Source organism: Saccharothrix hoggarensis (assembly GCF_042678885.1).
GTDB lineage: Bacteria > Actinomycetota > Actinomycetes > Mycobacteriales > Pseudonocardiaceae > Actinosynnema > Actinosynnema hoggarensis.
On sequence record NZ_JBHTLK010000037.1, the window covers coordinates 22,464 to 40,272 of the forward strand.

At 73.4% G+C, this 17,809-nt stretch carries 16 protein-coding genes; 8 read left to right on the forward strand and 8 right to left on the reverse strand.

What is annotated here, in order from left to right; all coding sequences use genetic code 11:
• Positions 1 to 138 precede the first annotated feature (138 nt).
• Positions 139 to 951: a MerR family transcriptional regulator gene (locus tag ACFQ3T_RS10250; protein WP_380722709.1), complete on the reverse strand. Its 813-nt coding sequence runs from the start codon at positions 949 to 951 to the stop codon at positions 139 to 141.
• 127 nt (positions 952 to 1,078) lie between these two features.
• On the opposite strand from ACFQ3T_RS10250, the gene ACFQ3T_RS10255 reads away from it, so the two are divergent.
• Both ACFQ3T_RS10255 and ACFQ3T_RS10260 read left to right on the forward strand, forming a co-directional pair.
• Positions 1,079 to 2,107, forward strand: coding sequence for a helix-turn-helix transcriptional regulator (locus ACFQ3T_RS10255; protein WP_380722711.1), 1,029 nt, complete (start codon positions 1,079 to 1,081; stop codon positions 2,105 to 2,107).
• 149 nt (positions 2,108 to 2,256) lie between these two features.
• A complete protein-coding gene (locus ACFQ3T_RS10260; RefSeq protein WP_380722713.1) occupies positions 2,257 to 2,799 on the forward strand; it encodes an RICIN domain-containing protein in 543 nt (180 codons plus the stop codon).
• A gap of 252 nt (positions 2,800 to 3,051) precedes the next feature.
• Here the strand turns inward: ACFQ3T_RS10260 and ACFQ3T_RS10265 are convergent, their stop codons facing one another.
• On the reverse strand, positions 3,052 to 3,294 hold the full coding sequence (locus ACFQ3T_RS10265; protein ID WP_380722715.1) for a DUF2630 family protein: 243 nt from the start codon (positions 3,292 to 3,294) through the stop codon (positions 3,052 to 3,054).
• 152 nt (positions 3,295 to 3,446) lie between these two features.
• Here ACFQ3T_RS10265 and ACFQ3T_RS10270 point away from each other — a divergent pair, with 152 nt between their 5' ends.
• A complete protein-coding gene (locus tag ACFQ3T_RS10270) occupies positions 3,447 to 5,225 on the forward strand; it encodes a M14 family zinc carboxypeptidase (protein ID WP_380722717.1) in 1,779 nt (592 codons plus the stop codon).
• 69 nt (positions 5,226 to 5,294) lie between these two features.
• Positions 5,295 to 6,278, forward strand: coding sequence for a dTDP-glucose 4,6-dehydratase (gene rfbB, locus ACFQ3T_RS10275; protein WP_380722719.1), 984 nt, complete (start codon positions 5,295 to 5,297; stop codon positions 6,276 to 6,278).
• Between the two features lie 124 nt (positions 6,279 to 6,402).
• Here rfbB and ACFQ3T_RS10280 read toward each other — a convergent pair whose 3' ends face one another.
• Complete coding sequence (locus tag ACFQ3T_RS10280; protein WP_380722721.1) at positions 6,403 to 8,025, reverse strand: glycosyl hydrolase family 18 protein; 1,623 nt, start codon at positions 8,023 to 8,025, stop codon at positions 6,403 to 6,405.
• A gap of 253 nt (positions 8,026 to 8,278) precedes the next feature.
• Between ACFQ3T_RS10280 and ACFQ3T_RS10285 the strand changes: the two genes are divergently transcribed.
• A complete protein-coding gene (locus ACFQ3T_RS10285; protein ID WP_380722723.1) occupies positions 8,279 to 9,391 on the forward strand; it encodes a serine hydrolase domain-containing protein in 1,113 nt (370 codons plus the stop codon).
• 151 nt (positions 9,392 to 9,542) lie between these two features.
• Here ACFQ3T_RS10285 and ACFQ3T_RS10290 read toward each other — a convergent pair whose 3' ends face one another.
• Both ACFQ3T_RS10290 and ACFQ3T_RS10295 read right to left on the reverse strand, forming a co-directional pair.
• Positions 9,543 to 10,004: a heme-degrading domain-containing protein gene (locus tag ACFQ3T_RS10290; protein WP_380722725.1), complete on the reverse strand. Its 462-nt coding sequence runs from the start codon at positions 10,002 to 10,004 to the stop codon at positions 9,543 to 9,545.
• Positions 10,001 to 11,020 carry a Gfo/Idh/MocA family protein gene (locus ACFQ3T_RS10295; protein WP_380722727.1) on the reverse strand — a complete coding sequence of 340 codons (1,020 nt, stop codon included), beginning with the start codon at positions 11,018 to 11,020 and terminating at the stop codon, positions 10,001 to 10,003. Before ACFQ3T_RS10295 ends, ACFQ3T_RS10290 begins: the two co-directional genes overlap by 4 nt.
• 52 nt (positions 11,021 to 11,072) lie before the next feature.
• On the opposite strand from ACFQ3T_RS10295, the gene ACFQ3T_RS10300 reads away from it, so the two are divergent.
• Together ACFQ3T_RS10300 and ACFQ3T_RS10305 are read left to right on the forward strand one after the other, a co-directional pair.
• Positions 11,073 to 12,143 carry an ROK family transcriptional regulator gene (locus tag ACFQ3T_RS10300; RefSeq protein ID WP_380722729.1) on the forward strand — a complete coding sequence of 357 codons (1,071 nt, stop codon included), beginning with the start codon at positions 11,073 to 11,075 and terminating at the stop codon, positions 12,141 to 12,143.
• Between the two features lie 55 nt (positions 12,144 to 12,198).
• The gene (locus ACFQ3T_RS10305; RefSeq protein WP_380722731.1) at positions 12,199 to 12,948 is read left to right on the forward strand and encodes a PP2C family protein-serine/threonine phosphatase; all 750 of its coding nucleotides are present in this window, start codon (positions 12,199 to 12,201) and stop codon (positions 12,946 to 12,948) included.
• Positions 12,949 to 13,019: 71 nt separating this feature from the next.
• Here the strand turns inward: ACFQ3T_RS10305 and ACFQ3T_RS10310 are convergent, their stop codons facing one another.
• Complete coding sequence (locus ACFQ3T_RS10310; RefSeq protein ID WP_380722733.1) at positions 13,020 to 13,703, reverse strand: ArsR/SmtB family transcription factor; 684 nt, start codon at positions 13,701 to 13,703, stop codon at positions 13,020 to 13,022.
• Positions 13,704 to 13,768: 65 nt separating this feature from the next.
• Between ACFQ3T_RS10310 and ACFQ3T_RS10315 the strand changes: the two genes are divergently transcribed.
• The gene (locus ACFQ3T_RS10315) at positions 13,769 to 15,064 is read left to right on the forward strand and encodes an isocitrate lyase/PEP mutase family protein (protein WP_380722735.1); all 1,296 of its coding nucleotides are present in this window, start codon (positions 13,769 to 13,771) and stop codon (positions 15,062 to 15,064) included.
• 64 nt (positions 15,065 to 15,128) lie between these two features.
• Here ACFQ3T_RS10315 and ACFQ3T_RS10320 read toward each other — a convergent pair whose 3' ends face one another.
• A complete protein-coding gene (locus ACFQ3T_RS10320) occupies positions 15,129 to 16,235 on the reverse strand; it encodes an MFS transporter (RefSeq protein WP_380722736.1) in 1,107 nt (368 codons plus the stop codon).
• 134 nt (positions 16,236 to 16,369) lie between these two features.
• A complete protein-coding gene (locus tag ACFQ3T_RS10325) occupies positions 16,370 to 17,635 on the reverse strand; it encodes a PepSY-associated TM helix domain-containing protein (protein WP_380722738.1) in 1,266 nt (421 codons plus the stop codon).
• Positions 17,636 to 17,809 lie beyond the last annotated feature (174 nt).

Below are 17,809 nucleotides of genomic sequence, written 5' to 3' on the forward strand. Positions count from 1 at the left end.
TCCCGCGCGGTGCCCGCGGTGTCCCCACCTGCCCCGGGTGTCCCAGCGGTGTCACCGCCTCAACGCAAGCCGGCCGCCCGGTCGTCGCCGGTCACCACCGGCCGCGGCGGGCCGCCCGTCACAGCTCGCCGCCGAACCTCACCGCACGGGGAAGGCGATGTCGCAGACCTCGTCGTCCGGCCCGGCGGCCGCGATGTCCGCGAAGTACACCTCACGCGGCGAGTCCGCGATCACCAGGTCGTTCTCCTTCACCCACGTCGCCACCGCGTCGTAGGCCGACAGGATCTGCGGGAACACCACCTGCGCCTTCTTCAGCCGCACGTACGCCTCCCGGTGCGCCGGCTCCACGCGCGACGCCGTGCTGGTCGGCCCGCTCGCGACGTCGACCGGGACGCACGCCTCCACCGGGCCGTCGCTGTCCTCGTTGACCTCGCCGTGGTAGACCACGAACGGCGCCGCCGAGATGCCGCCGCACGCCCCGGCCGCCTTCTCCAGGCGGTTCATGGCGGCGCCGATCCAGTCGACCAACGCCGGCTGGAGCACGTGCCGCTGCTCGGTCAGCACGACCTGCTCGGGCACTTCCCGCTGCTTGACCTCGTACATGTCCAACAACCCCTTCCCTCCGGACAACACGACGCGGAGGTGGGCGGCCAGGCCCCGCTGCACCGCCAGCCGGTGCTCGACCACGGCCCAGTAGTCGGCCACCAGGTCCGCCCGGTCGTCCTCGGGCGCGGCGACGATCCGGGCCACCACCGCGAGCGGCATGTCCAGCCTGCGCAGCAACGCCACCAGGCGGGCCGTCGCCAGCTGCTCCTCGCGGTACCGCCGGTAGCCGTTGCCGACGCCGACCTCGGCCGGCCGCAGCAGTCCTTGCCGCTCGTACAGCCGCAGCGCCTTCACCGACAAGCGCGACCGGCGCGAGAACTCGCCGATGCCCAGTAGCCGTGCCACCCGCCCATCCTCCACGCCGACGAGCCTCGGGGCTGCCCCAAGGGCCGGGTCAAGCGACCGGTTCGGCTGCGCCGGGCACCCCGTTGTTGGGAGGATTCGGGGAGGCCGGGGGGTGCATGGGGGGCTCATGAGCGACAACGGACCGGGCGTGCTGACCGGGCTCGTCAGCGGTGCGGCGGCGGAGGCGTTCGAGCGGCTGTCCCGTTCGGACGGTCTGCCGGTCGGCCCCGGCCCGGACGGGTTCGACGCGGACGACCCGGTGTGGCGGGAGCTGGTGGACGCCGGGGTGGTGACCGTCCTCGGCAGCGGCCCGCAGCGGGTCGTCCGGGCCGTGCACCCGACGATCGCGGTGCGCCGCCTGCTGGACCGCCAGCACCGCAGGCTCGCGGAGCTCCAGACCCAGCTCGCCACGACGTGGGAGCGGTTCGCGGCGATGGTGCCGCCCACGGCGGGCCTGGCGGGCGGGGCGGGCGACCCCGGCGCCGACGAGGTGCAGGTGGTCCGCGACCACCCCGAGATGACCCGCCTCGCCGCCGGCCTCTACCGGTCGCCGAAACGGGTGCTCCGGGCCACCCTGAACGGCCACTTCGCGTCCGGCAAGGCCACCGAGGGCGTGCTGCTGCCGCCCGAGGACGCCATCGCGGCGGGCGTCGAGTTCCGGATGATCTACGACGTGAAGCACGTGTCCGACACGTGGGGCGCGTACAGCGTCGAGCAGTCCGTGCGGGCGGGGGAGCAGGCGAGGGTCCGCCGCACCGTGCCCGTGCGCATGATGCTCGTGGACGACACCGTCGCCCTGGTGACCATCGACGAGTCCGGGGCCGCGGGCGCCCTGCACGTGCGCTCGCCCGCGCTGCTGGCCGTGCTGACGGAGTGGTTCGACCTGCTCTGGGACGACCCGGGCAGCACGGTGGTCCGGGTGGGCGCCACCGGGCCGGCCGCCGGCACGGGCCGGGCGGGCGCGGGCGAGCTGACACCCGTCCAGCAAAAGGTGCTGCGGATGATGGCGTCCGGCCTCACCGACACCGCCATCGCGCACCAGGCGGGCACGTCGGTGCGGAGCGTGCGCCGGCACGTCAGCGCGATCCTCGCGCACCTCGGCGCGGAGAGCCGGTTCGCGGCGGGCGTGGCGGCGGCCAAGCGCGGGTGGCTGTAGTGGCCGGTTGCGGCCAGTGGCCGTGAGGTGCCTGGTGGGAGGGGCGACGCTGGTGCAGATTCGGCCCGCACGACGGGCGCGCTCGCGGGTCGAGGGGTTCCGCGAGCGGCCCGTCCGGACCGGCCCGACCGACAAGCACCTGGAGAACCATGCACGGCTTCGCACGACTGCTCCGGACCGCGCTGGTGGCCGGGGCGGTCACCGCGGCGGTGGCCGCCGCCGCGCCCGCCGCCTCCGCGAACACCGCCACCGCGAACGCCACTGCGGCGGCCTTCACCGCCAAGGTCGTCAACGCGAACAGCGACAAGTGCCTGGCCATCCCCGGCGGCACCTCGCGGGAATTCACACAGGCGATCCAGTTCTCCTGTTACCCGCCCGGGGACTCGAAGGAGTGGCGCGTGAGCCGCCTCTACACCGACGGGTACGGCAATCCGGTCTACGGGCTGGAGAACGTGGCGAGCGGTCTGTGCCTGTCGATCGCCGTCGAGAGCACGTCGAACGGCGCGCAGGTGTGGCAGGAAGACTGCTCCGCCTCGCCGTTCCAGAAGTGGGCGTACGACAAGGGCATCCGGCTCCGCAACGTGGCCACCGGCAAGTGCATGGCCGTGCCGAACGGCTGGCAGTCGGACGGCGTGGGGATCATCCAGTGGCCGTGCGGCACCGGCGCCGAGCAGCGGTGGTACGTCGGCTGACCGCCCGCCGCCGACTGCCGCCTCCCGACCGCCCGCCGTCGACTGCTCGCCGCTGACTGCTCGCCGCCCGACCACCCGACCGCCCGCCGTCGGACACCGGCCCGACCGCCGTCCAGACCGGTGCCCGACGGCCGGTGCGCGTCGCCCGGCCGCATGTCGCGCGATCCGCCGACCGGTCGGCATGGGAGGCCGGCCCGACCGCCGTCCGGGCCGACCTCCCACGACGACCGACCCCGCGGCTACCGGCCGTGGCTACTGGCGGTAGCCCTCCACGGTGCCGGGGTCGCGCGGCTCGGCGCCGTCCGGGTCCATGCCCGCCGCCCGCCGCGCCCGGCGCTGCCGGAGCAGGTCCCACGTCTGGTCGAGGGCCACTTCGAGGTCGCGCAGCCGGCGGGCGTCACCCTCGCTCAGGCCCTCGCCGATGCGCGAGCCCTCCAGCTGGTGCTCTTCGTCCACCAGCTGCGTGATGCGCGCGACCAGTTCCTCATCAGTCACGACTCCTCCTCCATCCGGACCAAGATCCGGGGTACCTCGCGCGCCCGCGCCGAAACCCGGTGGCCATAACGGCCAGGTATGGCCGGACGGAGGGTGTGCAGGGGGCCGTTCATGCCCCATCCTCCGTTTCACCCTGCCTAGGAGGAAGAACCGTGAAGTCGACGAAGTCGACCAGACGCTCCCTGCTGACCCTCGCGATAGCCGGCATCGCGGCGGCCGCCGTGGTCACCGGCGGCACCCCCGGCACCGCCGGCCCCGCACCCGAGGTCGCCGCCGTGCAAGCCGGCCCGACCTACGTCTACAAGGTCCACGCGCCGCTCGGCGCCGCCGCCCAGAACCTGCTCGGGCGCGGCTTCGACGTGCTGGAGGACCGGGACGGCGACTACCTGTTCGTGCTCGGCGACGCGACCACCGGCGGCGGCCTCAAGCAGGCCGGTTTCAGCGCCGTCATCGACGAGGTGCTGCCCGCGCCGCAGTGGCAGCCGCCCGCCAAGAAGTCCCAGTCGCCCACGTTCGACGCGGCCGACGTCAACGAGACCTACTACGGCGGCTACCGCACCATCAACGCCCACTGGTCGCACCTCGACCTGGTCGGCCAGAACTACCCGAACCTGACCACGCTGGTCGACTACGGCGACTCGTGGCGCAAGACCCAGGGCGCGGGCGGCTACGACCTGCGGGCCATCTGCATCACCAAGAAGAACGCCGGCGACTGCGCGCTGAACACGTCCGCGCCGAAGCCCCGGTTCTTCGTGATGGGCCAGCTGCACGCCCGCGAGCTGACCACCGGTGACGTCGCCTGGCGCTGGATCGACCACCTGACCAGCGGTTACGGTGTCGACGCCGAGGTCACGGCGCTGCTGGACACCACCGAGGTGTGGGTGGTGCCGATCGCCAACCCGGACGGCGTGAACATCGTGCAGCAGGGCGGCAACTCGCCGCGCTACCAGCGCAAGAACGCCAACACCACCAACGGTTCGAACTGCTCGGGCACGTCGTCGTCGCAGATCGGCGTCGACCTCAACCGCAACACCGACTCGCACTGGGGCGGCGCGGGCACGTCGTCCAACCCGTGCGACCAGACGTACAAGGGCCCGTCGGCGAACTCCGAGGTCGAGACGCGGGCGTTGCAGGCCCTGTGGCGCAACCTGTACCGCGACCGCCGCGGCACCGGCGTGACCGACGCCGCGCCGCTCGACACCACCGGTGTCGTCATCTCCATGCACAGCTACTCGAACCTGGTCCTGTTCCCGTGGGGCTGGACGACGTCGTACAAGACGGGCAACGACGCGGCGCTGCGCGGCATGGCGCGCGACATGGCGTCCCTGGCCGGCGGCTGGCAGTACGGGCAGCCGGGGGAGGTGCTGTACAACGCGGCGGGCGCGACGGACGACTGGGTGTACGACGACCTGGGCGTGGCGTCGTTCGTGTGGGAGATCGGGCCGTCGTCGGGCACCTGCTCCGGCTTCTTCCCGACCTACTCGTGCCAGGCGTCGACGTTCTGGCCGAAGACGAAGCCGATGCTGATGTACGCGGCCAAGAAGGCGGCCAACCCGTACGGCGGCGGCGGCAACCCGCCGGTCGGCTGCGCGAAGGCCACCAACGACGCCGACGTGGCCATCCCGGACAACGGCGCGGCCGTGACCAGCACCATCACCATCGCGGGCTGCGAGGGCAACGCCTCGGCGACGTCCCAGGTGGAGGTGCACATCGTGCACACCTACCGGGGTGACGTGGTGATCGACCTCGTCGCGCCGGACGGCACGGCGTACCGCCTGAAGGCGTCGAACAACGACTCGGGCGACAACATCGACACCACCTACACGGCGAACGTCTCGTCGGAGGCGCGCAACGGCGCGTGGAAGCTCCGGGTCCAGGACGTTTACTCGGCGGACACCGGGTACCTGAACTCGTGGAGCCTCACGCTGTAGTCGCTCCCGCCTCCACGGCGGCCCGCGTGCTCCGGCGCGCGGGCCGCCCCCGTCGGTAGCGTGCGGCGCATGACCTCAGTCCTCGTGACCGGCGCGGCCGGGTTCATCGGGTCCCACTTCACCCGCCACTGGGTGGCCGAGCACCCGGAGGACCGCGTGGTGGCGCTGGACGCGCTGACGTACGCGGGCACCGAGACGAACCTGGCCGACGTGCGCGACCGGATCACGTTCGTCCACGGCGACATCGCCTCGGCCGACCTGACCGGGATCGACGTGGTGGTGAACTTCGCCGCCGAGTCGCACAACAGCCTCGCCGTGCTCGACCCGACCCGGTTCTTCCGCACCAACGTGCTGGGCACGCAGGCGTTGCTGGAGGCCGCGCGGCAAGCGGGTGTCCGGCGGTTCCACCACATCTCGACGTGCGAGGTGTACGGGGACCTGCCGCTGGACGCCGGCTCGGCGTTCACGGAGGAGTCCCCGTACCGGCCGCGCACGCCGTACAACGCGAGCAAGGCCGGCGCGGACCACGCGGTGCGGGCGTACTCGGAGACGTTCGGCCTGCCGGTGACCATCACGAACTGCGCGAACAACTACGGGCCGAACCAGTTCCCGGAGAAGGTGCTGCCGCTGTTCACGACGCGGGCGCTGGACGGCGGCGACCTGCCGGTCTACGCGTCGAAGGACAACCGGCGCGAGTGGGTCCACGTGCTCGACCACTGCCGGGCGATCGAGGCCGTGCTGCTGCGCGGGCGGGTCGGCGAGACGTACCACGTGGGCACGGGCGTGGAGGCGAGCGTCGAGGAGATCGCCGACCTCGTGCTGGACGAGCTCGGACTGCCCGCGTCCCGGAAGGCGACCGTGCCGGACCGCCCCGGCCACGACCGGCGCTACCTGCTGGACTCGGCGAAGATCCGGCGCGAGCTGGGCTGGGAGCCGCGGGTGCCGTTCGAGTCGGGCGTGCGCGACACCATCCGCTGGTACGCCGACAACCGGTCCTGGTGGGAGCCGCTGCGCGACCGGAGCCCCGTCTCCGAGACCTCCTGGACCGGCTGACCGTCCCCGGCCGTTTCGCGGCGTCGTTCAGCCGGCCGTACGCCGCGCCGTTCCGCCGGGCCGTACGACGACGAAGGACCCCGCAGGGGGGACGCCTGCGGGGCCCTTCGGTCGTGCGGGGGTGTTACTTGAGGCCGTTGCCGATCGCGGTGATCAGCTCGCCGTTCGCGGTGTCACCGTCGAGCGCCCAGAAGAACGCGCCGCCGAGACCCTGGTTCTTGGCGTACGTCATCTTGCCGCCGATGGTGGCGGGGGTGTCGTAGCTCCACCACTGGTTGCCGCAGTGCGCGTACGCCGTGCCCGCGACGGTGCCGGTGGCCGGGCACTTGGTCTTGAGGACCTTGTAGTCCTCGATGCCCGCCTCGTAGGTGCCCGGCGCCGCGCCGGTCGCCGTGCCGCCCGGCGCGGACTGGGTCACGCCGGTCCAGCCGCGGCCGTAGAAGCCGATGCCGAGCAGCAGCTTGGACGCCGGGACGCCCTTGGCCTTCAGCTTCTGGATCGCCGCGTCGGAGTTGAAGCCGGCGGTCGGGATGCCGGGGTAGGACGTCAGCGGCGAGTGCGGGGCCGTCGGACCCTGCGCCGCCCAGGCGCCGAAGTAGTCGTACGTCATGACGTTGTACCAGTCGAGGTACTGCGCCGCGCCGCCGTAGTCGGCCGCGTCGATCTTGCCGCCGTTGGAGCCGTCCGCCGTGATGGCGGCCGTCACCAGGTTGTTGGCGCCGAAGCGCGCGCGCAGGGCCTGGGACACGGTCTTCATCGAGCTGAAGCCGGAGGTGTCGCAGGTCAGACCGCAGGCGTTCGGGTACTCCCAGTCGATGTCGATGCCGTCGAACACGTCCGCCCAGCGCGGGTCCTCGACCAGCTTGTAGCAGGAGTCGGCGAAGGCCGCCGGGTTCTGGGCCGCCTGGCCGAAGCCGCCGGACCAGGTCCAACCGCCGAACGACCACAGCACCTTGATGTGCGGGTACATCTTCTTCAGCTTGCGCAGCTGGTTGAACGAGCCGCGCAGGGAGCCGGTGTCCCACGTGTCGGCGACGCCGTCCACGGAGTTCGCGGCGGTGTAGGCCATGTCGTAGTCGGCGTAGGCGTCACCGATGGTGCACTGGCCGTTCTGCACGTTGCCGAACGCGTAGTTGATGTGCGTCAGCTTCGCGGCCGAACCGCTGGTGTGGATGTTCTTCACGAAGTACTGGCGGCCGTAGACGCCCCACTGGGTGAAGTAGCCCAGGTTCTTGGTGCCGGGCGGCGGCGGGTTGCCCGTCGTCGTGGTGGTGGTCGTCGTGGTCGTGGTGGTGGTCGTCGTCGTGGTGGTCGAGGTGCTCGACGTCGGGTCGACCCCGCCGGCCTCGCACGACGCGCCGTTCAGCTTGCAGTTGGCGGGACCGGAGTACGCGCCGGAGTACGAGACGTTGAAGCCGAAGCTCACCGTGCCGCCGACGCCCACGTTGCCGTTCCACGTGTTCTTCACGGTCACGTGCTGGCCGCTGGTGGTGTACGAGCCGTCCCACAGGGAGCTGACCTTGTGGCCGGCGGGCAGGTCGAACTCGACCGTCCACGAGGTGAGGGCGGCGGTGCCGCCGTTCTTGATCGTGTACTTGCCCTCGTAGCCGGTGCCCCAGTCCGAGCCCTTGCTGAAGGTGGCCGAAACGCCGCCCGCGCCGCTCGCCGCGGGCGCGACGACCAGCCCCACCACCAACGTGGCGACCGCCACGAACAACGCTGTGACATGCCATCGGATCTTGGACATCGTGCTCCTTGTCAGGAAAGGAGTGCAGGGTTGACGCCACCATGTGGTTCAGACCACTTCACGGTCAAGGTCTAGACCATTGTCGTCACTCGAATGGCCTAGTGGTTGGCGTTCCGGAACCGGTTCCGGGCGTTCGGGACCACTAGGGGTGGATGAGCCTAAAGTCGCGGCGCTTTCCCCACCAGAGGGGGACGGCGGGGCGTCGCCGAATGGCCAGACTCGGTCTCCTCGACGTTCGACGGAAGGACAGGACATGCGGGGGACGAGGGCAGTGGCCGTGGCGGCCGTCGTGGGGTTGGCGACGGCGGTCGTCGGCGGCACGGCGGTGGCCGAGCCGGGCGCCGGGGCCGGTCACGACCGGATCGACCGGCAGGCCGTGCAGCGGGCGTTGGACGAGATGGCGCGGACCGGCGCGCAGGGCGTGCAGATCCGCGTCACGGACGGTCGGCACCAGTTCACCGCCCGTGCCGGCACGGCGCGGGTCGACTCGCCGCGGCCCGTGCCGACCGACGGCCGGTTCCGGGTCGGCAGCATCACCAAGACGTTCGTGTCGACCGTGGTGCTCCAGCTGGCCGGTGAGGGCCGGGTCGAGCTGGACGCGCCCGTGGGCCGGTACCTGCCGGGGCTGCTGCCGCACGGCGACCGGATCACCGTGCGGCAGGTGCTCCAGCACACCAGCGGTCTCTACAACTACACCGCCGCCCTGCCGCTCGACCCGGACGACTTCGAGGGCATCCGGTACCGGACGTGGGCGCCCGCCGAGCTGGTGGCCCTGGCCACGGCCCGGCCGCTCGACTTCGAGCCGGGCACGAGCTGGCGGTACTCGAACACCAACTACGTCGTCGCGGGCCTGCTGGTCGAGAAGGTCACCGGGCGCCCGTACGGCGACGCCGTGCACCAGCGCGTCATCCGGCCGCTGGGCTTGAGCGGGACGTCCGTGCCGGGCACCCGCACCGCCATCCCCGGTCCGCACGCGCACGGGTACGTCCGGGCGGCGGGGCAGGTCGTCGACATCACCGAGATCAACCCGTCGATCGCGTACGCGGCGGGCGAGATGATCTCCACGACGGCCGACCTGGACCGGTTCGCGGACGCCCTGCTCGACGGCCGCCTGCTGCGCCCGGAGCAGCGGGCGGAGCTGACGTCGGTCCTGCCGCACACCGCCGGCTACGGCCTGGGGATCGAGGCGACCGAGCTGCCGTGCGGCGTGAAGGTGTGGGGGCACGGCGGGGGCATCCCCGGCTACTCCAGCGTGGTGCTGAGCACGGAGGACACGAAGACCCGCCTGACCGCGTCCATGACCTCCGCCCCGGACCCGGGGCAGGTCACCGGGTACGAGGAGGTGCTGGCGGAGGTCTTCTGCTGACGGTGGGGCGGGGCTGAGCGGCCCGCGGCGTTCGGCGTGAGGGGCTTCCCGATGGCACGGGAAGCCCCTCACGCCGGTCCGACGACGTCCGGGGGCAGGACGGCGTCGGGGAGGGGGCGCGGCTGGGGCGGTCAGCCTGGTGCGCCCGCGGTCAGGTGCCGGCCAGGAACTTCTCCAGCTGCTCCACGACGAACGCGTGGTCCTCGGCTTGGGGCAGGCCGGAGACGCCCACGGTGCCCACCATGCCCACGCCGACGACGTTGACCGGGAACACGCCGCCGTGCGCGGCGTAGCGGTCGGGGTCCAGGCGGGAGTCCTCCTCGAACGTGCGGCCGTTCGCGCGGAACGTCTCGCCGACCCGGTACGAGCTGCGGGCGTACCGGTCCACCACCCGGCTCTTCCGGTCGATCCACTCGTCGTTGTCGGCGGACGTGCCCGGCAGCGCGGCGTGGAACAGGCGTTGCGCCCCGCGCCGCACGGAGATGGTCACCGGCAGCCCCCGGGCACGGGCCGCGTCCAGCAGGAACGCGCCCAGCGCCAGCGCCACGTCGTTGTCGAACGACGTGAACACCAGCCGCTCCTCCTGCTCGGCCAACGTCTCCAACAAGCTCACAGCGACACCACCTGTCCGGTCCGGGCGGAGGTGAACGCCGCCTCGATCACTTCCAGCGCGCGCACCGCGGACTCCGGGTCCACCGGCAGCGGGCTGCCGTCGCGGAGCGCGGCGACCAGCAGCCGGTAGAACTCCGAGTAGGCGCCGGGCAGGCCGACGACCTCTTCGGCGTGGTCCGGCAGCCCCAGACGGCCGCATGTCGACAAATCGTCAAACGGCTTGCCGGTGGCGAGGGCTTCCTCCTGGCGGTCCAGCCCCTCCGACACGTACGCGGCCTCCGAGCCGAGCACGCGGAACCGGGGGCCGTGGTGCGAGGCGGTGGAGCTCGCCCACAGGTGCGACCGCACGCCGTTCACGTGGGTCAGCGCGACGAACACGTCGTCGTCCACCTGAACGCCCGGACGGCGCAGGTCCAGCTCCGCGTACACCGCGGACACCGGCCCGAACAGCTCCAACGCCTGGTCGACGAGGTGCGCGCCGAGGTCGTACAGCAGCCCGCCCGCCTCCTCGGGGGCGCCGAGCTCGCGCCAGTTGTCCCACACGTCCGGCGCCCACCGCTCGAACCGCGACTCGAACCGCGTCACCGCGCCCAGCGCGCCGTCGGCGACGAGCGACCGGACGGTGCGGAAGTCGCTGTCCCACCGCCGGTTCTGGAACACGGTCACCGGCACGTCCCGGTAGCGGGCCGCCTGGAGCACGCGGCGGGCGTCGGCGGACGTGGGCGCGAACGGCTTGTCCACGACGACCGGCAGGCCCGCCTCGATGGCCGCCAGCGCGAGCGGCACGTGGGTCCGGTTCGGGGTGGCGACCACGATCAGGTCGAGGTCGAGCCCGAACAGGTCCTCGACGGTGTGCGGGAGCTCGGCGTCGGGGTGCTCGGCGGCGGCCTGCGCGCGCCGCGCCGGGCCGGACGTGACGACGGCGGTCAGCTCAAGGTCCGGGGTGGCCGCGATCAGGGGCGCGTGGAAGACGCGGCCAGCGATGCCGTAGCCGAGCAGTCCGGTGCGGAGGGGCATACCGCATTAAAGCAACGGTGTGTAGTAAAACGCCAGATGTCATGATGGCCGGGTGCCCAACTTGCGCTTCCTGCGGGGATACAACGACGCGGTGGTGCTGGGCCTGGCCAGGTCCGGCGCCGTGACCAGGGTGGAGCTGGCCGACCGCAGCGGGCTCACCCCGCAGGCGGTGTCCAAGGTGGTGAGCAGGCTCATCGACGACGGCCTGCTGGTCGAGTCCGGCACCCGCAACGTCGGCGTCGGCAAGCCGCGCACCCTGCTCAAGCTCGTCGCCGACAGCAGGTTCGCGCTCGGGGCCCAGGTCGAGCGGGACGAGCTGCGCGTCGTGCTCACCGACCTCGCGGGCACGGTGCTGGAGCGGGCCGTCGCGCCGCTGCCACCCGACTTCGACCCGCCCACGTTCGTCGCCGAGCTGACCCGCCTCGTGGACGCCCTGCGCACCGACGAGCTGGGCGGCGACCGGCTGTCCGGCGACCGGCTGCTCGGCGTCGGCATCGGGTTCGTCGGACCGCTCGACCACCGCACCGGCGTCGTGCACTACCCGACCGGCCTGACCGAGTGGCAGGACGTGCCGCTGCGCGCGTTGGCCGAGCAACGCCTGGGCCTGCCGGTCGTCCTCGACAAGGACACGAACACGGCGGTCGTCGCCGAGGCGTGGCGGCGCGGCGAGGAGCTGCGGGACGCGGTGCTCGTGCTCGTCGGCACCGGCCTCGGCATCGGCATGCTGCTGGACGGCCGCGTGCACCGGGGCGTCCGCACCAACGCGGGCGAGTACGGGCACACCACGATCCAGCTCGACGGCCCGCCGTGCGTGTGCGGGCGCAGCGGGTGCATCGAGGCCCTGCACAACCTCGCCGCCGCCCGCGGCGACCTGGTCGAGGCGACGTCCGTGGTGGGGGTCGCGGTGGCCGACCTGGTGCAGCTGCTCGACATCGACCACGTCGTGCTGGCGGGTCGCGCGGTCCTCGCCCAACCCGACGCCTACCTCGAAGGCGTGCGCGCCCGGCTGCCCAAGGACGAGTGGCTGCCGGTGGACGTGTCGATCACCCCGCTGGGTGATGACGTCGTGGCGGCCGGGGCGGCGATGCTGCTCCTGAGCGAGTTCTACGGCCGTCCCAGGTGACCGAATTGGACATGCCCTGCTCACGGGCACTCGTGCGGGTGATTCACTGTGCGGCATGTATGCGCTCCGGTACGCCGTCGGGACCGACACCGGCCTGCGCCGTGATGCGAACGAGGACTCCCTGTACTTCACCGAGCGCCTGTTCGCCGTCGCCGACGGCATGGGCGGGCACGCGTACGGCGAAGTGGCGAGTTCGATCGCGGTGGCGGTGCTGGCCGACCTCGACGTGGAGTCCGACGACCCCCTCGGTGAGCTGGCCGGCGCGGCCCGGGAGATCGCCATCCGGCTGACCGACCTGGCCGAGGAGAACTTCGACATGCGCGGCATGGGCACCACGCTCACCGCGCTGCTGTGGGACGGCGAGCGGTTCGCGGTCGGGCACATCGGGGACTCGCGCTGCTACCTCGTCCGCGAGGGCGCGCTGACCCAGATCACCCGCGACCACACGATGGTGCAGGCGCTCGTCGACGAGGGCCGGATGGCCGCGGAGCAGGCCGCCGAGCACCCCGGCAGGTCCATGCTCATGCGGGCGCTGCAAGCGGGCAGCGCGCACGACCCGGACCTGTTCTTCCAGGACGTGGAGGCGGGCGACCGCTACCTGATCTGCTCGGACGGGCTGTCGGACGTCGTGCCGCCGGACCGGATCGGCGAGCTGCTGACGGCGACGGCGGACGGCGACGAGACCGTGCGGGCGCTGATCGACGCGGCCAACGAGGCCGGCGGGCCCGACAACATCACGTGCGTCGTGGTCGACGTGCTGCCGTCGGGCAACTCGTCGTGGCTGCCGACCTGGCTGACCCGCTGACCCCGGCTGACCCGGGACGGGCCGGCGGGCGTCCGGGGTGTCCGGGCGGCGTCCGGTGAAGCCGAGGGGGCTCAGGGTGCGGACACGTCCACGTCGAGCAGGTCCCGCAGCGCCGCCTCCCCGGTCGGCGTGAGGCGGACCGCCCGCCCGGTCCCGACCCGGCGCACCCACCCCTCCGCGTGCAGGTGCGCGCACACGTGCGCCCCGGCCGCGCCCGCCAGGTGGGACCTCCGCTCGGTCCAGTCCAGGCACGCCTTGGCGAGCGGCCGGCGGCCGGTCGGCGGGGTGAAGGCGAGTGCGTCCCGCAGCCACGCGAGCCCGACGTCGGTGACGGCCAGGTCGTCGGTGAGCAGCCCGCGGGACGTCATGGCGTCGGTGATCGCCACGCCGAGCCGTCCGGCGAGGTGGTCGTAGCACGTCCGGCCCCGTCGGAGCGCCTGGTCGGCGGTGGCGGCGGCGAGGGTCGGCCGGGCCGGCGCCGCGGGGCCGAGGTAGGCGAGCAGGTCTTCGAGCAGCCGCGCCCGGCGCGGGATGATCAGCTGGACGTACCGGTGCCGCCCCTGCCGCCGCTCCACCAGCAGGCCGCCGCGGACGAGCCGGGTCAGGTGCTCGCTGGCCGTGGACGGCGCGACGTCGGCGGCCGCGGCCAATTCTCCGGACGTCCACGCCTTGCCGTCCAGGAGCGCGAGCAGGAACCGCGCCCGGCTGCGGTCGGCCAGCAGCGCGGCCAGGTCCGCGAGTTCGTCGGCTGCCACGTCCGCCATTGTGCGCCGCCGACGTTTCGGCGCGCGCCGAAGTGATCCGGCCGTACGTTCGCCCCATGACTTCGGAGGTCCTGCGGAACGAGGCGTACGTGGTCCCACCGGTGCCGGCGGCCGGGTCGGGGGTGGCGTGGTTGCGCGCCACCGTCGCGCGGTTCAGCGAAGGCGCGGACCACGTGCGGCGGCGGGCGTTGGCCGAGCACGTCCTGCCCACTGTGGACGTCGCCGCCCTGCGCCGGCCGGGGACGCCGGTGGCGGTGCTGGTGGAGGCGCTGGGGCTGCCGCGGTCCGTCGCGCCGGACGTGCGGCTCGTCGCCGGGTGCTACCAGCCGCACGTCACCGTCACGCCGGAGGCCGACGCGGCGGTGGCCCGGCTGGTCGAGGCGTGCGGCGGCACGTGGGACGAGGAGACCGCCAACCGCATCGGGCTGCTGGTGCAGGCGTGCGACGCGACGGTCGCGCTGGTCGCGGACGTCGAGCCGCCGGTGCCGGTCACGCGACGCGTCGCGCCGGACGGGCGGGTGGTCGAGGTGGACCTGGGCGACGCCTGGTTCGGCGCCGGCCGCCACGAGTGCCCCGGACGGGCGCACGCGTTGGCGCTGGTCGAGGGCTCGCGCGCGTTCCACCGGCTGCACGACGACTTCCTCGTCCTCCCGAACGCGTGGGACTTCGCGTCGGCGGTGGCGCTGGTGCGGGCCGGCTTCCCGGCCGTCGGCACGACGAGCCTGGGCGTCGCGGCGGCGCACGGCCTCCCGGACGCGGCCGGCGCGGCCCGGGAGGAGACGCTGGCGCTGGCCCGTCGCCTGGTGCGGCTGCCCGTGCCGATCTCCGTGGACGTCGAGGCGGGGTTCGGCGGCGACGTGCGGGACCTGGCGGCGGAGCTGTGGGAGCTGGGCGTGGCCGGCGTGAACGTCGAGGACGGGCGCGGCGAGGCGCTGGCCGACCCGGAGGAGCAGGCGGCGATCGTGCGGGCGTTCAAGGACGCCGCGCCGGGGCTGTTCGTCAACGCGCGGGTGGACACGCACTGGCTCGGCGTCGACCGGGACTCGACGTCGGCCCGCGCCGCCCGGTACGTGGACGCGGGCGCGGACGGCGTGTTCGTGCCCGGCCTGACCGACGAGCGGGAGATCGCGGACATCGCTGCGGCCGTGCCCGTGCCGCTGAACGTGCTGGCGCAGCGCGACGTCCGGGTGCTGAAGGACCTCGGCGTGCGGCGGGTCAGCACGGGGTCGCTGCTGTTCCGCGCGGCCCTCGGCGAAACGGTCCGCACCGCGCTCGCCGTGCGTGACGGCCGGGCCGCCCCGGACGACGTGCCCGGCTACGACGAGGTCCAACGGCTGGCGACGGGCCGCTGAGCCACGCCGACGGGCCGCTGAGCCACCCCAACGGGCCCGCTGAGCCACCCCACAGGCCGCCGAGTCACCCCGACGGACCGCCGAGTTGCCCGACCGACGCCGACCGGGCCCGCCCGAGCGCCCGCCGCAGGAACAACGCCGGCACCAACACCAGCACCGACACCGCCACGACCCCGCCGTACACCCACGCCGCGTACACCGCGAACGACAGCACCTCGCTGCCCAACCCGGCCACGGACGTCACGGTCGCCCGCGCGTCGCCGGTGATCCGCTCCTGCAACCGGGCCTCGGCGGTCACCCACACCAGCCGGTACGCGCCGTAGAACACCGCGACGCCGGCCAACCCCGCCGGGTGGCCGACGAACCCGGCCACGGCCAGCAGCACCGCCGCACCTCCCAGCAGCACGCCCGGCGGCAGCCGGACGACGCCACCCAGCGCGGCCCCGGCGGCACCCGCCAGCGGGATGGACAGGGTCGCCAGCGGCACCAGGGCCACCGGCACCCGCCAGTCGTGCGCGACCAGCGGGAAGTACTCCTCGAACGCGTCGATCGCCGCCAGCATGGCCACCACCAGGACGGCGAGGCGGACGTCCGGCGTGCGCGCGGTCTCCGACAGGCCGGACCGCAACGTGGCCAGGTAGCTCTCCGGCTCCGGGCGCGGCGTCTCGGGCAGCCTGGTCGCCACCAGCGCCGCCGCGAGGCACGTCCCCACGCTCACCCAGCCCGCGAGCGCGAAACCGCCCGCGTCGAACAGCACGGTCGCCAGCAGCGCGGCCGGGATCTGGGCCAGCAGGCCGACCGCCGTGACGCGGCCGATCACCACGCCGAAGTGGGAGCGCGCGCCGACCGCCGCCAGACCGTCGTGCAGCAGGGCTTCCAGCGCGCCCGACGACATCGCGCCGCCCACGCCCCACAGCACGAACCCCACGGCGAAGCCGGTGAAGCCGGGCAGCACCGTCCACAACGCGTAGCCGGCCGCCTGGCACACGCCGGCCGCGACGACGGACCACTTGCGGGAGAACCGGTCCGCGAACGCGCCGAACGGGACCTCGGCGACGACCGCGACCGTCGACCAGATCGCGAACAGCGCCGAGACCTCGGCGTCCGACAACCCGGTGGCCACGAACAGCAGCGCGTACAGCGGGTAGATCGGCACGGTGTCGGCCAGCACCGCCCAGCCCACCGCGAGGCGGGCCAGGGGTCGGGCCGGGGGCGGTGTGGGGCGTCAACCGAAGCGCATGCCGCGCAGGTTAACCCGCTCCCGGCCCGGCCGTCACCGCTGTTTCTGCCCGGGCCGACAGTTCGTCAGACGGGTTCGTCGACCTGCTTCCGCCGTGCGGCCAGCGCGGCGTCGACCACCAGGAACGCCACGAGGCTCAGGCCGAACAACGGGACGAACCAGCCCACGCCCGCGGCCACCACGAGCACCACGACGAGCTGCGCCCGCGGCACCTTCCGCCACTGGCCGCCCGGCACCGGCCGGCCGAAGCCGCGGGTCGGGCGGCGCAGCCACCACATCCGGTAGCCGAGCACCACCAGCGCCACGAGACCCAGCCCCAGGGCCAGCAGGAGCACCTGGTTCGGCCAGCCGAACAGGACGCCCATGTGCGCGTCGATGCCCCACCGGCTGAGCTTCGCGGCCACCGGGTAGTCGGCGAACCGGACCTCGCCCACCACCGCGCCGCCGGTCACGGCGACCGCGTCCGCCTGCGTGGGCCAGCCGCGGCCGATCTCGGTGACCTTCCACGGCATGCCGGACATCGGCGGCACGGCGATCTCGATCGACCCGGCGTCGATGCCCGCCGAGCGCGCCGTGGCCAGCACGGAGTCGATCTCGCCGGGCATGACCGGGATGGGGTTGCTCATGTCGTGCCCGGCGTGGTCGTCGCCCGCGCTCAACGCGGGGGTGGTCCAGCCGAGGGCCTTGCGCAGGTCGGCGACGTTCTCGCCGGCGTACGTCGACCAGGTCAGGCCGGTCGCGGACAGGAACAGCGCGCCCACCAGCACCCACAGGCCGAGCGTGGCGTGCCGCTTGGTCGTCGGCCTGGTCCGCTGGTTGCGGCGGCGGCTGAACCACAGCACCACGCCGCCCAGCGCGACGACCCACAGCCAGGACGCGGCCAGCTCGCTGTAGAGCCGGCCGGGCTCGCCGAGCAGGAGGTTGGCGTGCAGCTTGTCGATCGTGGTGCGCAGCGGCAGCACGCCGCTGGTCCCGTAGGTCATCAGGTCGCCGACCACCCGACCGTCCGCCGGGTCGACGAACACGGTGGGCCGCGCGTCGCCGTCACTGGCGAACAGCACGCGGGTCGTCGCGCCGGGTTCGGGCGCGGGGCGGACGGCGACCAGCTCGTCGCCGGGCCGCGCGGCGACCGCGGCCTTCACCTGCTGCGACAGCGGCACGGTCTGCGTCGACACGGGGACGCGCAGGTGGTCGGAGTAGAGCCACGACTCCACCTGGGGCGTCGCGGCGTAGAGGACGCCGGTGAGGGCGGCGATCAGGACGAACGGGCCGACGAGCACGCCCGCGTAGAAGTGGAAGCGCAGCACGAGGCCGCGCCAGGACTCGGTCATGGCGGGAACTCCCGGGTATGAGGGGATGCCACCGGTCCCGCAACGGGACGGTGGTGGGGAAAGGGCGCATACCTAGGAGCGGGGCGGACCTCGACGGGGCAGCGCGCGGCGGCGCAGCACCTCCGCCGGCGGCTGCGGCGCGTGCGCGGCGATCGGGATGCGCAGCGTCAGCAC

Excerpts from the sequence above, each read along its gene's own strand:
- rfbB (WP_380722719.1), top strand. The coding sequence starts at position 5,295 with ATGACCTCAGTCCTCGTGACCGGCGCGGCCGGGTTCATCGGGTCCCAC.
- ACFQ3T_RS10260 (WP_380722713.1), top strand. The coding sequence starts at position 2,257 with ATGCACGGCTTCGCACGACTGCTCCGGACCGCGCTGGTGGCCGGGGCG.
- ACFQ3T_RS10280 (WP_380722721.1), bottom strand. The coding sequence starts at position 8,025 with ATGTCCAAGATCCGATGGCATGTCACAGCGTTGTTCGTGGCGGTCGCC.
- ACFQ3T_RS10255 (WP_380722711.1), top strand. The coding sequence starts at position 1,079 with ATGAGCGACAACGGACCGGGCGTGCTGACCGGGCTCGTCAGCGGTGCG.
- ACFQ3T_RS10305 (WP_380722731.1), top strand. The coding sequence starts at position 12,199 with ATGTATGCGCTCCGGTACGCCGTCGGGACCGACACCGGCCTGCGCCGT.
- ACFQ3T_RS10315 (WP_380722735.1), top strand. The coding sequence starts at position 13,769 with ATGACTTCGGAGGTCCTGCGGAACGAGGCGTACGTGGTCCCACCGGTG.
- ACFQ3T_RS10325 (WP_380722738.1), bottom strand. The coding sequence starts at position 17,635 with ATGACCGAGTCCTGGCGCGGCCTCGTGCTGCGCTTCCACTTCTACGCG.
- ACFQ3T_RS10285 (WP_380722723.1), top strand. The coding sequence starts at position 8,279 with ATGCGGGGGACGAGGGCAGTGGCCGTGGCGGCCGTCGTGGGGTTGGCG.
- ACFQ3T_RS10295 (WP_380722727.1), bottom strand. The coding sequence starts at position 11,020 with ATGCCCCTCCGCACCGGACTGCTCGGCTACGGCATCGCTGGCCGCGTC.